This is a genomic window from Acidovorax sp. GW821-FHT09A11 (genome assembly GCF_059418365.1).
The window spans coordinates 695,232-708,908 of the sequence record NZ_JBWKPS010000004.1 but is presented as its reverse complement, the minus strand read 5'-3'; the positions used below and the strand labels follow the sequence as shown (position 1 = coordinate 708,908).

Genomic DNA, 13,677 nt, shown 5'->3' with positions numbered 1-13,677 from the left:
TTGGGCAGGCCCGTCAGCGCGTCGAAGAACGCCAGGCGCTCGATCTCCTGCTCCGCTCGCTTGCGGTCCGTGATGTCGCGGCACACGCCCAGCACGCCGGTCACGCGGCCGTGCAGGTCGCGGATGGGGGTCTTGATGGTCTCGAACTGGCCCTGGTAGCCATCCTCGGCGAAAGTGAGCGTTTCCTCGTACACCAGCGGCTGCCAGGCCTGCATGGCGCGCAGGTCGTAGTTGCGGAACCGCTCGGCCTCGGGCTGCGCCACCAGATCGAAATCGCTGCAACCCACGATCTGGCGCTCCGGCCGCCCGGCAAAGCGCTCGAACACGGGGTTGACCGACAGGTAGACACCCTGCGCGTCCTTGAGGAACACCATGTCGGGCATGGCGTTGACCACGCGCGCAAGGTGTGCCTTCTGGTGCGCAAGCTCTTCCTCGATGCGCTTGAGCTCGGTGAGGTCGTAGGCGAACAGCACCACGGCGGGCACGCCCTGGTCCGTCACGCTTTCGGGGGCGATGGTGGTGTGGTGGCACTGGGTGCCGCCGGGTCCGTCGATGCGGTTCTCGAACACCGCCGCCTCGCCCGCGAACGCCTTGTCGAAATGAGGCTGCATGCGCTGCATCACTTCGGGCTCCAGTACATCGCTCAGCAGTTGCCCCTGCAGCTGCGCGGGCTCGCGGTGCAGCCAGCGGGCCTGCTGTTCATTGACGTAGAGCACGCGCAGGTCGCGGTCCAGCCGTGCCACCCCGCCAGGCACCTGCCGCAGCATGTTGGCCATCAGGGCCTCGTGCGCGTGGGAGGCTTCCTCGGCCAGGTGGTGCGCGGTGATATCGGTCTGCACACCGTCCCACATCACCCGGCCATCGTCGAGCCGGCGCGGCGAGGCGCTCAGGTGCATCCAGCGCAGCTGGCCGTCCGGGCGGCGCATCCGGAAGACCTCTTCCACCGCTGCCATGTTCACGAAGGAGTTCTCCTGGGCCCACAGCAGGCGCGCGCGGTCTTCCTCGAGGATCTGCCCGTACAGGACGCTGGGGTTGCGCACCACGTCCTCGACGCTGACCCCGTTGAGGCGGGCAATGGCCTCGCCCATGTGCACGAAGTGCGTGCGCCCGTCGTGCTCGCGCACCACCTGGTACAGCACGCTGTGGGGCAGGTTGCGCCCAAGCAGCGACAGGCGGCCCTGGCTTTCGCGCAGCAGCCGCTCGGCCTCCTGCACACGCGCAAACGGCTGGCGGATGCCCGCGTTGAACACCGCCTGGTACAGGAGCGCATAGGCCACGATGCGCCAGCCGTGGGCGAGCGGGCCGCCCACGGGAGAATGGCCGCCCAGCAGGCCCACCGAAAGTTCACCGCAGGCGAAGGCCGCCGCCGCCCAGGCGAAAACGCGCTCGCGCGCCTGCCCCCGGCGCACCGCATCGCGGTGCAGCAGCAGGGCCACCGCCGCCAGCACCAGCACGAGCCCGAACGCCAGGTACTGCCGCAAGGCTCCGCCCGCGGCCTGCGCAAACGATGCGGGCAGCGGCCCCAGCGCCGTTCCCAGCAGCAGCAGCGCCATGCCGGCGGAGGCGGCCAGCCACGCCTTGGCAGGGCCCGCGGCGGTGAGGTGCACCGCCGTGAGCAGCAGGGTGAGCGTCTCCGCCACCCGGGCCCAGCTGCTGAGCCACAGCGAGATGCCGGCCGTGCCCGTGGGCATGTGGACCGAGGTCGAATGCGCCAGCACGCCGTGGAGAAAATTGCATGCCGCCGCCACGCCGAAACCCGCCACCAGCACGTTGGCACGGGTTTGCTCGGGGGCTTCGAGGGTGTGCAGCGATACCGACACCACCAGCAGCCCGAGCAGCACGGCCACCAGTTCCATGAAAGGCTCCAGGCCGTGCTGGGAACCCGCGCCATCGCCCATCATCTGCGCCAGCGGCACCATCACGGCCGCCAGCGCGGCCACCACCAGCACCACCGTGACGGCTGGTGTGTCCGTCAGCAGCGCGCGATAGGGCCTGAAGCGGGTGGAAGGGGGCATACGGGCGTGAGGCAGTGCAGGACTCTATTTCGACACAACGTCACAAGTGTATCGGCGAGTAAGCAGGCATTCACATTCTTTACGGTCTCCCTGGCACACGGCTGACTGGGCGCGCGGCCCCCGGGGCGCGGCGCCGCAGCGCCGGCCACCCCCGCATCATCTTCAGCCGGCCAGCAGCTGGCGCAGCACAAAGGGCAGGATGCCCCCCGCCTGGTAGTAGTCCACCTCGATCGGCGTGTCGATGCGCAGCGTGACCGTGACCTCCTGGCGCGAGCCGTCCGCGCGGCGGATGACGAGCTGCGCATCGCTTTGCGGGGTGAGCGCGGGGTCCGGCACCACATCGATCACCTCGCTGCCGGTGAGCCCCAGCGTCTCCCACGACTCGCCCGCCCGGAACTGCAGGGGCAACACGCCCATGCCCACCAGGTTGGAGCGGTGGATGCGCTCGAAGCTGCGCGCCACCACGGCCTTGATGCCCAGCAGCTGCGTGCCCTTGGCCGCCCAGTCGCGGCTGGAGCCCGTGCCGTATTCCTCGCCGGCGAAGATGACCGTGGGGGTGCGCTGGGCGATGTACTGCATGGCGGCGTCGAAGATGAACATCTTCTCGCCCTGCAGCGCGCCCTCGTTCTGGAACACCGTGACGCCGCCCTCCTCGCGGGAGCCGTCGGCCGTGGGGGCAATCATGAGGTTCTTGATGCGCACGTTGGCGAAGGTGCCGCGCATCATCACGTCATGGTTGCCGCGCCGCGCGCCATAGCTGTTGAAGTCCTGCTTCATCACGCCGTGCTGCAGCAGCCACTGGCCCGCGGGCGAGCTTTCCTTGATGGAACCGGCGGGCGAGATGTGGTCGGTGGTGATGGAGTCGCCGAACAGCGCCATGATGCGCGCACCCAGCACGGACGGAAGTTTTGCGTCATTTTGGCCGCCAGCGCTTGATCCATCTGCACTGGCAGCTCCTTTTTCAAGAGCAAACTGGGCAAAAAACGGCGGCTCGGCGATGTAGGTGCTGGCGGGCCAGGTGTAGGCATTGCCGCCCACGCCCTTGATCTTTTCCCAGAGCTTGCCGGGGTCGGAGCCCACCTTGGCGTAGTTCTCGCGGAAGGCCTTGCCGTTCATCGCGAACTTCATCAGCTGGTGGATCTCGTCGCTGGTCGGCCAGATGTCGCCCAGGTAGACGTCGCGCCCGCCCTTGCCCTTGCCGACGGGCTCCGTCATCAGGTCCTTGAGCACCGTGCCCGCGATGGCGTAGGCCACCACCAGCGGCGGGCTGGCCAGGAAGTTGGCCTTGAGGTTGGGGTGGATGCGCGCCTCGAAGTTGCGGTTGCCCGAGAGCACGGCCGCGCACACGAGGTCGTTGCTGGTGATGGCCTCATTCAGCTCGGGCGTGAGGTCGCCCGCATTGCCGATGCAGGTCGTACAGCCGTAGCCGGCGAGCGCGAAGCCCAGCTTTTCCAGGTAGGGCAGCAGGCCGGTCTGCGTGAGGTATTCAGTGACGATGCGCGAGCCGGGCGCCAGCGATGTCTTGATGTGCGGCTTGACCTTGAGCCCCGCCTCCACCGCCTTCTTGGCCAGCAGGCCCGCGGCCAGCAGCACGCTGGGGTTGCTGGTGTTGGTGCAGCTGGTGATGGCGGCGATCAGCACGTCGCCGTTGCCCAGGGTCACGTCGCCAGCGCGGCTGGCCTGCTGGGCGGGCACCTCGGCGTGCGCGGCGGCCAGGGTGGGCTTGTTGTGCTCCATCTCCACCACGAAGCGCGGCGCGCCCGAGGGCAGGGGCTTCTCGGCGGGTGCGCTCACCTCGGCCGGCGCGTCGGACGGGCGCACATGGTGGCGGGTGTGCAGCAGCTCGGCCGGGCGGTTGAAGCCGTTTTGCGCGATGGGCTTGCTGAACAGGTCGGCGAACTGGCTGCAGACCTTGCCCAGCTCGATGCGGTCCTGCGGGCGCTTGGGGCCCGCCAGGCTGGGCGTGACGTCGCCCAGGTTCAGCCGCACGACCTGCGAGTAGTCGATCTCGCCCGCCAGCGGCACGCCGAACAGGCCCTGGGCCTTGAAGTACGCCTCGAAGGCCTCGATCTCGCCCTTGGTGCGGCCCGTGCCCTGGAAGTAGTCGATGGTCTTTTCATCCACCGGGAAGAAGCCCATGGTGGCTCCGTACTCGGGCGCCATGTTCCCGATGGTGGCGCGATCGGGCAGCGACAGCGTGCGCGTGCCCTCGCCAAAGAACTCCACGAACTTGCCCACCACCTTGTGCTGGCGCAGGATCTCGGTCACCGTGAGCACGAGGTCGGTGGCCGTCACGCCCTCGCGCAGCTGGCCCGTGAGCTCGAAGCCCACCACGTCGGGCGTGAGGAAGTACACCGGCTGGCCCAGCATGGCGGCCTCGGCCTCGATGCCGCCCACGCCCCAGCCCACCACGCCGATGCCGTTGATCATGGTGGTATGGCTGTCGGTGCCCACCAGGGTGTCGGGGTAGTAGACGCCGTCCTTGCGCTTGTGCACGCCGCGCGCCAGGTATTCGAGGTTCACCTGGTGCACGATGCCAAAGCCCGGAGGCACCACGCCGAAGGTGTCGAACGCCTGCATGCCCCATTTCATGAACTCGTAGCGCTCGCGGTTGCGCTGGAACTCGAGCTTCATGTTCAGGTCGAGCGAATTCTTCTTGCCGTAGTGGTCGATCATGATCGAGTGGTCCACCACCAGGTCCACGGGCACCAGCGGCTCGATCTTCTTGGGGTTCTTGCCCAGCTTCACGGCCACGCTGCGCATGGCGGCCAGGTCGGCCAGCAGCGGCACGCCGGTGAAGTCCTGCAGCACCACGCGCGAGACCACAAAGGGAATTTCGTCCTTGCGGTCTGCCTTGGGCACCCAGTGGGCCAACTCCTTGACATGCTCGGCGGTCACCTTGCGGCCATCGCAGTTGCGCAGCACCGATTCGAGCACGATGCGAATCGACACGGGCAGGCGGTGGATCTGGGGAAACTGCCGGGCCAGCGCGGGCAGGGAGTAGAACTGGCCCTCCTTGCCGGACGCTGTCCTGAAACTCTTGAGGGTGTTGGCAAACGCGTGACGGGCGGGCTTGGGCGATGAGGCCATGGCGAACTCCTGTGAAAGGCAACAAGGCCTATTCTGGCAGTCCTGCGTGACGGTGCAATCGTGGGGCTATGCGGGCCGCCGGGCCCCGGTGCCGGTGCGGCGCAGGCCGGTGCTCCGGCCCACGCCGCCGCCGCATGGCAAATGAATCAAGAATGCCCCTGGCGCTTGTGCGACAAGCGCCAGATGCTATTAATTCAAGAGCAAACGATGGATACCCGTCAAGCGGCGGCCCATGCGGGCAGGCGGCGCACGCCCATCCACTGCAGTTCGGCCAGCAGGGCGACGGACACCACGTGCACCAGCAGATAGGCCTGGCCCAGCAGGGTGGGCGCGGCCGCGGAGCCCAGCAGCAGCGCCAGGCTGGCCAGCGCCCAGGCGAAGTTGCCAACGATCAGCACCCACAGCCAGCCACGGGGCATGGGCTCGGACCGCGCGATGGCGGTGGCCAGGGCGGCGTAGCCCAGCAGCAGCACGCCCGAGGCCTGCAGCAGCCCCGGCGCGAGACCCAGCCACCCGGCCAGCGGCGCCGTCAGCAGCAGGTGCAGGGCACCGAGCAGCACACCGGTGGAGGCATCGAACCAGACCACGGCGCGCAGGAATCGGGGGGAAGACATCAGGTTGAACATGGAAGACTCCTTGGTGGGTAAAAAAATGAAGAACAGGCCTGCATCGTTCCCGTCCCGGTGCACGGCGTCGATGACCTGGCAGGTAATGGCCTGCACGCTCTTTCCCCCTAGGATGTGGCCCATGACCTCCACATCCCCCCCTTCGCACCGCCCTGTGCGCCCCAGCCTGCCGCACCGCGCGGCGCCGCCGGGGCCCGCATCGTTTGGCGACCATCTGCGCGCCTGGCGCCAGCAGCGGCACCTGAGCCAGCTGGAACTGGCCGACGAGGCCGACATCTCCACGCGGCATGTGAGCTTCATGGAAACCGGACGCACCAACCCGAGCCGCGACATGGTGCTGCGCCTGTGCGAACGGCTGGCCATCCCGCTGCGCGAGCGCAATGCCCTGCTCGTGGCGGCCGGCTACGCGCCGATGTACCGTGAGCGCGCACTGGACGACCCCGCCCTCGCGGCGGCGCGCCAGGCCGTCGAGCTGGTGCTCAAGGGGCACGAACCCTGCCCCGCCATCGCGCTCGACCGCTGCTGGAACGTGGTGGCGGCGAACCAGGCTGCCCAGGCCCTGCTGGCCTCGCACGTGAGCCCGGAACTGCTCGCGCCCCCGATCAACGTGTTTCGCCTGAGCCTGCATCCCCAGGGCCTGGCCCCCCGCATCGCCAATCTGCCGCAATGGCGGGCCCACCTGTTTGAACGCCTGCGCCAGCAAATACAGGCCACCGCCGACCCGGCGCTGATCGCCCTGCAGGCCGAGTTACAGGAATATCCCGCGCCGCAGGCACCGGGCGCGCCGGTTCTGGCGGGTGAAATGCTGGGCGTGGTAATGCCGTTCTGCTTTGAAAGCGTGCACGGAATGCTCTCGCTCATCAGCACGACCACGATATTTGGCACCCCGGTGGACGTGACCCTGCAGGAACTGGCCGTGGAATCATTCTTTCCGGCCGACGATTTCACGGCGGAGGTTTTGCGCAAGGTGGCCTCGCAACCACATCCGCAGGAACCCGCGTGATACCAATGGGCTCGAAGGGCCTTCAGCGGCCGCGAGCCCATAAGAAACCCCTGCCCCGCCGCCGCCCCAAGAGGCCCCTGGGTACCCGGGCTCATTCGCTGAATGCACGAAGTAAATGGCGCATAAAAAAAGCCCGCGGGTGCGGGCTTTATTTTCTGTGCGATGGCTGTGCAGCCATGCCGTACCGGGCCTTCAGGCGAATCAGGCCATCCGATATGCCTGAAGAATTCCTGGCGGCAGCGGTTTGCCGCCTTTTTAAATGGCAAACTTCTCGCGGCTCTCGTTTTGAATCCACTTGGGCGCCTTGCCACGGCCCGTCCAGGTTTCGCCCGTGGCGGGATTGCGGTACTTGGGAGCCACCTTGGTGCCAGCGGTGGAGCTGCGCCCCGTGGCCTTGCCAGCGGCCTTGCCTGCGGGAAACACGTCCTGGGCGGTCAAGCCATATTCGGCCACCAGGGAACGAACCTGGGACACCGCGTCCGACAATTCACGCCGGCGGGCCTCGCTGATTTGTTGCTCAAGGGCTTCGCGCTGCTTCAACAGTTCTTTATAGCTGGTGGTCATGGTGTCAGGGTTCAGGGTGGAGGATGTGTGACGGATGAATTATATGAATAATCTGCCGCCTTTGCCATCCATCTCTTCAAATTCATGGAATTTCCATATTACCCGCCATGCCCATAATGAATGGCACCCTGCGGCGGGGTATTGGTGCCGGGCCTTTCAGAGACTGGAGGCGGCCGGTGGCTCCGGCTGCGCCAATACCTTGTCGATGCGCTTGCCGTCGAGCTCGAGCACTTCAAATATCCATCCGGCGCAGCCGATTCTCTCGCCAATGGCAGGCAAATGTCCGGTTTCCGCCATCAAAAGGCCGGCCAAGGTGTTATAGCGCCCCCGCCCTTCACCGGGTAAATCCCGAATATCCAGCCGCGCCTTGAGCTCGGCCACCGGCACCAGGCCGTCGAGCAGCCAGGTGCCATCGCCCCGCGCGGTGGCCCATGCGTCCGTGGCCGCGCCCGGCTGCAATTCGCCGGTAATGGCTTCGAGTAAATCGCGCGGGGTCATGATGCCCTGCACCACGCCATATTCATCGACCACAAACACCATGCGCCCCGAGCGCGCGCGAAACTGCTCCAGCAGCTCCATGCCGCTCAGCGTTTCCGGAAGGAAAGCCGCGGGCTGCGCATGGCGCTCGAGCAGCCCCTGCGCCTGCGGGCCGAGTTCGAGAAGGCGCGCCACGCTCAGGAGCCCCACCACCTCATCCAGCGAGCCCCGGCACACCGGATACCAGGAATGCGCGCCCTGCTCCCCGCCGCTGCCGGCCATGCGCAACCCCTCGGCCACCGTCAGTCCGGCATCCAGCCAGGCCACGTCGCTGCGGGGCACCATGAGCGAGGTGAGCGGCCGGTCATCGAGCCGGAACACGTTGCGCACCATCTGGTGCTCATGGTGCTCGATCACCCCGGCATCGCGGCCCTCTTCCAGGCTGGCCACGATCTCCTCCTCGGTGACGGCGCGCCCCGCCGCGTTGTCCACGCGCATCAGCGCCAGCACGCCCTGCGTCGAGAGCGAGAGCAGCCGCACGAATGGCTTGGCCACCTTCGCCACCCAGGCCATGGGGCGCGCGACCACCCGGGACACGGTTTCCGGATAAAGCTGGCCGATGCGCTTGGGCACCAGCTCGCCAAACACGATGGTGATGAAGGTGATGACCGTCACCACCAGCGCGGTGGCCGCGATGCCGGCGGGGCGGGCGGGCATTCCGGCCTCCTGCAGCCAGATACCCAGGCCGTCGCTGAAGGCCGCCTCGCCAATGATGCCGTTGAGCATGCCGATGGACGTGATGCCCACCTGGACGGACGAGAGGAACTGCGTGGGGTTGTCCAGCAGCGCCAGGGCCGCCTGCGCGCCCTTGTCACCGGCCTCGGCCATGGTGGCCAGGCGCGACTTGCGGCTGGACGCCAGGGCGAGTTCAGACATCGCGAACACGCCATTGAGCAAGGTCAGCAGCGCGATCAGCAGAAAATCCATGCTTCACCGGATAAGAAACACACCATGGCACTTTACTGTATCGGGGACATTCAGGGCTGCGACAGCGCCCTCGGGCACCTGCTCGACGTGATCGGCTTTTCGCCCAGCCGCGACACCGTCTACCTGCTGGGCGACCTCGTCAACCGGGGGCCGGACTCCGCCGCGGTCCTACGCCGCTGCATGGCCCAGGGCGACGCCCTGCGCTGCCTGCTGGGCAACCACGACCTGCACCTGCTGGCCGCCGCACACTGCGCGCGCAAGCCCTCGCGGCGCGACACGCTGGGCACGGTGCTGGACGCCCCCGACCGCGCGGCGCTGCTTGACTGGGTGCGCCAGCAGCCACTGGCCCGTGCCCACACGCATGCCGGGCAGGCGCTGCTGATGGTGCACGCGGGCGTGCTGCCCGCCTGGTCTGCCGCAGATACCCTGGGATACGCGGATGAAGTGCACGCGGTATTGCGCGGCCCCGATCTGCCCGGTTTTTTGCACGCGATGTACGGCAACACCCCCGACCAGTGGCGGGACGACCTGACAGGCGCTGACCGCCTGCGCGTGATCGTGAACGCGCTCACCCGGCTGCGCTTTTGCTCGGCCGACGGCGTGATGGATTTCGAAAGCACCGAAAGCGCGGATGCCGCACCGCCCGGCCTGATGCCCTGGTTCGACGTGCCGGGCCGGCGCACCGCGGGCACGCTGGTGGCCTTCGGCCACTGGTCCACGCTGGGCTGGCTCCACCGCAACGATCTGCTGGGGCTGGACACGGGCTGCGTGTGGGGCGGCTGCCTGAGCGCCGTGCGCTTTGGCGCGACGCTGGCAGAGCGCGAACTGCTGCAGGTGCACTGCGAGCAGGCCCAGGCCCCGGGCTGAATGCACCCTCAGGACGGCACGGGCTCCAGCAGGGCCGACATGGCCGCCGACTGCCAGACCCCACCGTCCTGCCCGGCGATCAGCAGGGCCAGCCCCGGCATGCGCTGCGCCAGTGCCCTGCCCGCCTGCGGGCCCCGCACCATCAGCGCGGCGCCCAGGCCGTTGACGGCCGCCACATCCCGCGCCACCAGGCTCACGCCATGCACGCCCGATGACGGGCGGCCGGTGCGCGGATTGAGCACATGGTGCTGGCGCCGGCCTTCGTGGAAGAAGAAACGTTCATAGTCGCCCGACGAGGCCACCACACCGGTGCCCGCCACGGCCACCACGCCCAGCAGATGCTCCGGGGAACGCGGGTCGCGCAGCCCCACGCGCCAGGGCCGGCCCTGCCACAACCCCTGGGTCAGCACATCGCCGCCGCCGTTGATCATGGCGTTCTCGACCCCCTCGGAGCGCAGCATGTTCATGCCGGCTTCCAGGATCGGGAGCTTGGCGATGCCGCCCAGGTCCAGCGCCATGCCCTGACGGGCCAGGAAGGCCGTGCCTGCGGCCCCATCCAGCACCAGGCCGCGCGCATCCACCAGCGGCAGCTGCCGCGCGATCTCGCTGGCGCCGGGCACCACCTTGTCGCCGGGACCAAAGTTCCAGGATTTGAAAGCCCCCACGGTCACATCAAAGGCCCCACGGCTCATCGCCGACACGCGCTGCGCGCCCTGCAGCACCGCCATGACTTCGGGTGGCACCGCCACGGGCATGATGCCCGCCGCGAGGTTGATGCGGCTGACCACGCTGCGGGGCTGGTAGCGGCTCATGAGCGCCTCCAGCCTCTGCATCTCCGCATAGGCCCGGTCCATGGCCTGGCGCAGCAGCGCGCGGTCAACGCCCTCCACCGCCATGTCCACCTGCGTGCCCATCAGGGGCCGCGAGCTGCGTTCAGACAACCCCCGTCCACCTGCGGCCGCTCCCGCACTCCAGACCGCGCCGCCCAGCAAGGGCAGCGCCATCACCAGGCGGCGGCGCGACAGGCCGTGGGGGCGCACAGATGCTTGCTGCATGGCGCCTCCGGTCAGAGCGACTTGTCGGCCATGAAGTCCACGGCGGCCTTGACCTCGGCATCGGTCAGGTTGGCGGAGCCCCCCTTGGCGGGCATCATGCCCTTGGCCCCGGTAAAGCCCTCGATCGCATGCTTGTACAGCGTGTCCTTGCCCTGGGCGATGCGCGGGCCCCAGTCGGCCTTGTCGCCCGGCTTGGGGGCACCGGCCACGCCAGCGGCATGGCACATGGCGCAGGTCTTGCCAAACACGCTCTTGCCCAGTTCGTTCTCTGCGGCGGCCGGGGCGGCAGGGGCCGCCGCGGGCGCGGGGGCCGGTGCCGCCGTGGCAGCGGGGGCCGCGGCCGGGGCGGGCTCCGGCTTCTTGTCGCCACAGCCGGCCAGCAGTGCAGCCAGGATCGCCACGGCGACCATCACGGTTTTCTTTTGCATCGCATACATCCTGTTCTTCGTCATTGAAACAACCAGTCCAAAGAGCCCGTGGCCCCGCGCGAAACGCGTCCACGGTGCAACCTGAAAGCAGCCCTGCGGGCCATGCCCGCGCCCTCTTCAGGCTGGCGTATTGACTGTAGGTGCAAGAGGCAGTTTTGGGCAGGTGCGGGCCCCGCCGAAGCATGATCCAGATCAAATTGATTCATATTATGTGAATCTATTATCCAGGCCATGCAAGATCACCACGCCCTCCGATCACTGCGCCTGTGGGTGCTGGCGTGGTTCGTCATGGCGCTCGGTGCCGCGGTGGCCTCGCCCATGCTGCAGCCACAGGCCGTCGAACTCATCTGCGCGGGCAGTGGCGGCGCCCAGCTTTTCCTGCGGACCGCCGACGGGCTGGTCTCCACCGACTCCGCCGGCATGCAATGCCCGCTGTGCCTGGCCGCCGACGCGCCGCCCGTGGCACCCGCCGCCGCACAGGCCTTCACGGCCCCGCCCGATGGCACGCCCCGCGCGCCCCTGCGCCGCTGCATGGCCGCCAGCGCACGGACCCACCCGCCCGCCCGGGCGCCCCCCTTTTTCAACTGAGCCATCCCAAAAGAGGAAAAACCATGAACGAGAGAAAAGACAGTCCGCAACCCGCCGCCGGCATGGGCCGACGCAGCTTCATCAACACGGCGGCCCTGGTCGGATTGACCGCCGGCGTCGCCGCCTGCACCGAAAAGCCCAATGCGGCCACCCCCGCGGCACCCGCTCCGGCCGCGTCCGCGGCAGGCCATGCCGGCACCGGCGCGAACCCGCACCTGAAGCCGGGCGAGCTGGACACGTACTACGGCCTGTGGAGCGGTGGCCACACAGGCGACATGCGCGTGCTGGGCCTGCCCTCGGGCCGCGAGATCACACGCATCCCCTGTTTCGTGCCCGACGCGCTCGTGGGCTGGGGCGTGACCAACGAGAGCAAGAAGATCATGGGCACCAAGCCCGATGGCAGCCTGAAGTACACGGTGGCCGACACCCACCACACGCACGCCTCGTACAAGGACGGCAACTACGACGGCCGCTACGCCTGGATCAACGACAAGATCAACAGCCGCATCGCGCGCATCCGCCTTGACTATTTCATCTGCGACAAGATCACCGAGCTGCCCAACGTGCAGGGCTTCCACGGCATCTTCCCGGACAAGGCCGACCCGGTGGACCCGGCCATCAACTACACCACGCGCGTGTTCTGCGGCGGTGAATTCGCCATTCCCATGCCCAACACCGGCACGGAAGATTCGAGCAAGTACCGCTCCATGTTCAGCTGCGTCGATGCAGAAACGATGGAAGTGCGCTGGCAAGTGCTGATCGACGGCAACTGCGACCTGGTCGCCACGTCGTACGACGGCAAGCTCGCGGCCACCAACCAGTACAACGTGGAGATGGGCGCGAAGTACGAGGACATGATGGCCGCCGAACGCGACGCCTGCCTGTTCTTCAACGTGGGCCGCATCGAGGCCGCCGTGAAGGCTGGCAAGTTCAAGACCATCGGCACCAGCAAGGTGCCCGTGGTGGACGGCACCCACGAGGCGAACAAGGACCCCAAGACGGCGCTTACCGCGTACGTGTCGGTGCCCAAGAACCCGCACGGCGTGAACGCCAGCCCCGATGGCAAGTACTTCATCTGCGCCGGCAAGCTCTCGCCCACCGGCACCGTGATCGAGCTGGCCAAGGTGCTCGACTACTTCGACGGCAAGCTCGAAAAGCTGGACTCCGCCATCGTGGCCGAGGTGGAGCTGGGCCTGGGTCCGCTGCACACCGCCTTCGACGGCCGTGGCAATGCCTACACCACGCTCTTCCTGGACAGCCAGGTCGTGAAGTGGAACGTGGAGGCCGCCATCAAGTTCCACGCGGGCGACAAGACCGCCAAGTACGTGGTGGACCGCCTCGATGTGCAGTACCAGCCGGGCCACTTGAACGCCTCGCAGTCCGAGACCAAGGCCGCCGACGGCAAGTTCCTGGCGGTGGGCTGCAAGTTCTCCAAGGACCGCTTCCTGCCCGTGGGCCCGCTGCACCCCGAGAACGAGCAGCTCATCGACATCTCGGGCGAGAAGATGGTGCTGATGGCCGACCACCCCGTGCGCGGCGAGCCGCACGACTTCATCATCTTCAAGCGCGACCTGGTGCGCCCCAAGCAGGTCTACACGCTCGACGAGTTCCCGCTGGCCGTCAAGGATCCCAAGGAGTCCGGCGTGTTCCGCAACGGCAAGAAGGTCACCGTGAAGATGACTTCGCAAGCCCCGGCCTTCAGCCTGCGCGAGTTCAAGCTCAAGAAGGGTGACGAGGTCACGCTGATCCTGACCAACCTGGACAAGATCGAAGACCTGACGCACGGCTTCGCGATCCCGAACTACAACGTGAACTTCATCGTGAATCCGCTGGAGACCGCATCCGTGTCCTTCGTGGCCGACAAGCCCGGTGTGTTCTGGTGCTACTGCACGCACTTCTGCCATGCACTCCACCTGGAGATGCGCACGCGGATGATTGTGGAAGCATAGCCAGGCGGCATCCCCCTGAGGCGCTGCG

At 67.6% G+C, this 13,677-nt stretch carries 11 protein-coding genes; 4 read left to right on the top strand and 7 right to left on the bottom strand.

What is annotated here, in order from left to right; translation table 11 throughout:
- From AC07PV_RS14330 to AC07PV_RS14320, 3 genes are all read right to left on the bottom strand, one after another.
- On the bottom strand, positions 1-2,015 hold a 2,015-nt coding region (locus AC07PV_RS14330; protein WP_494630548.1), incomplete at its 3' end, for a PAS domain-containing protein.
- A gap of 162 nt (positions 2,016-2,177) precedes the next feature.
- On the bottom strand, positions 2,178-5,105 hold the full coding sequence (locus AC07PV_RS14325; protein ID WP_494630547.1) for an aconitate hydratase: 2,928 nt from the start codon (positions 5,103-5,105) through the stop codon (positions 2,178-2,180).
- Between the two features lie 218 nt (positions 5,106-5,323).
- On the bottom strand, positions 5,324-5,854 hold the full coding sequence (locus AC07PV_RS14320; RefSeq protein WP_369641779.1) for a hypothetical protein: 531 nt from the start codon (positions 5,852-5,854) through the stop codon (positions 5,324-5,326).
- On the opposite strand from AC07PV_RS14320, the gene AC07PV_RS14315 reads away from it, so the two are divergent.
- Positions 5,853-6,734, top strand: a complete 882-nt coding sequence (locus AC07PV_RS14315) for a helix-turn-helix domain-containing protein (RefSeq protein WP_494630546.1) — start codon at positions 5,853-5,855, stop codon at positions 6,732-6,734. The genes AC07PV_RS14320 and AC07PV_RS14315 overlap by 2 nt on opposite strands.
- 255 nt (positions 6,735-6,989) lie before the next feature.
- Here the strand turns inward: AC07PV_RS14315 and AC07PV_RS14310 are convergent, their stop codons facing one another.
- Entirely contained in the window at positions 6,990-7,298 is a 309-nt protein-coding gene (locus tag AC07PV_RS14310; RefSeq protein ID WP_218294417.1) for an H-NS histone family protein, read from the bottom strand.
- 156 nt (positions 7,299-7,454) lie between these two features.
- Entirely contained in the window at positions 7,455-8,762 is a 1,308-nt protein-coding gene (locus AC07PV_RS14305; protein ID WP_218293647.1) for a hemolysin family protein, read from the bottom strand.
- A gap of 24 nt (positions 8,763-8,786) precedes the next feature.
- Between AC07PV_RS14305 and AC07PV_RS14300 the strand changes: the two genes are divergently transcribed.
- Positions 8,787-9,629: a symmetrical bis(5'-nucleosyl)-tetraphosphatase gene (locus AC07PV_RS14300; RefSeq protein ID WP_494630545.1), complete on the top strand. Its 843-nt coding sequence runs from the start codon at positions 8,787-8,789 to the stop codon at positions 9,627-9,629.
- Between the two features lie 8 nt (positions 9,630-9,637).
- Here AC07PV_RS14300 and AC07PV_RS14295 read toward each other — a convergent pair whose 3' ends face one another.
- Positions 9,638-10,684, bottom strand: coding sequence for an FAD:protein FMN transferase (locus AC07PV_RS14295; protein ID WP_494630544.1), 1,047 nt, complete (start codon positions 10,682-10,684; stop codon positions 9,638-9,640).
- Positions 10,685-10,695: 11 nt separating this feature from the next.
- Positions 10,696-11,112: a c-type cytochrome gene (locus AC07PV_RS14290; RefSeq protein ID WP_218293645.1), complete on the bottom strand. Its 417-nt coding sequence runs from the start codon at positions 11,110-11,112 to the stop codon at positions 10,696-10,698.
- Positions 11,113-11,343: 231 nt separating this feature from the next.
- Between AC07PV_RS14290 and AC07PV_RS14285 the strand changes: the two genes are divergently transcribed.
- Both AC07PV_RS14285 and nosZ read left to right on the top strand, forming a co-directional pair.
- Positions 11,344-11,700 carry a hypothetical protein gene (locus AC07PV_RS14285; protein WP_218293644.1) on the top strand — a complete coding sequence of 119 codons (357 nt, stop codon included), beginning with the start codon at positions 11,344-11,346 and terminating at the stop codon, positions 11,698-11,700.
- Positions 11,701-11,723: 23 nt separating this feature from the next.
- On the top strand, positions 11,724-13,649 hold the full coding sequence (nosZ, locus tag AC07PV_RS14280) for a TAT-dependent nitrous-oxide reductase (RefSeq protein WP_218341441.1): 1,926 nt from the start codon (positions 11,724-11,726) through the stop codon (positions 13,647-13,649).
- Positions 13,650-13,677: the final 28 nt, after the last annotated feature.

What these genes read in the sequence shown, in the direction of transcription:
- AC07PV_RS14320 (WP_369641779.1), bottom strand. Translation starts at nt 5,854, where the DNA reads ATGGGCCACATCCTAGGGGGAAAGAGCGTGCAGGCCATTACCTGCCAG.
- AC07PV_RS14310 (WP_218294417.1), bottom strand. Translation starts at nt 7,298, where the DNA reads ATGACCACCAGCTATAAAGAACTGTTGAAGCAGCGCGAAGCCCTTGAG.
- nosZ (WP_218341441.1), top strand. Translation starts at nt 11,724, where the DNA reads ATGAACGAGAGAAAAGACAGTCCGCAACCCGCCGCCGGCATGGGCCGA.
- AC07PV_RS14290 (WP_218293645.1), bottom strand. Translation starts at nt 11,112, where the DNA reads ATGCAAAAGAAAACCGTGATGGTCGCCGTGGCGATCCTGGCTGCACTG.
- AC07PV_RS14285 (WP_218293644.1), top strand. Translation starts at nt 11,344, where the DNA reads ATGCAAGATCACCACGCCCTCCGATCACTGCGCCTGTGGGTGCTGGCG.
- AC07PV_RS14295 (WP_494630544.1), bottom strand. Translation starts at nt 10,684, where the DNA reads ATGCAGCAAGCATCTGTGCGCCCCCACGGCCTGTCGCGCCGCCGCCTG.
- AC07PV_RS14315 (WP_494630546.1), top strand. Translation starts at nt 5,853, where the DNA reads ATGACCTCCACATCCCCCCCTTCGCACCGCCCTGTGCGCCCCAGCCTG.
- AC07PV_RS14300 (WP_494630545.1), top strand. Translation starts at nt 8,787, where the DNA reads ATGGCACTTTACTGTATCGGGGACATTCAGGGCTGCGACAGCGCCCTC.
- AC07PV_RS14305 (WP_218293647.1), bottom strand. Translation starts at nt 8,762, where the DNA reads ATGGATTTTCTGCTGATCGCGCTGCTGACCTTGCTCAATGGCGTGTTC.
- AC07PV_RS14325 (WP_494630547.1), bottom strand. Translation starts at nt 5,105, where the DNA reads ATGGCCTCATCGCCCAAGCCCGCCCGTCACGCGTTTGCCAACACCCTC.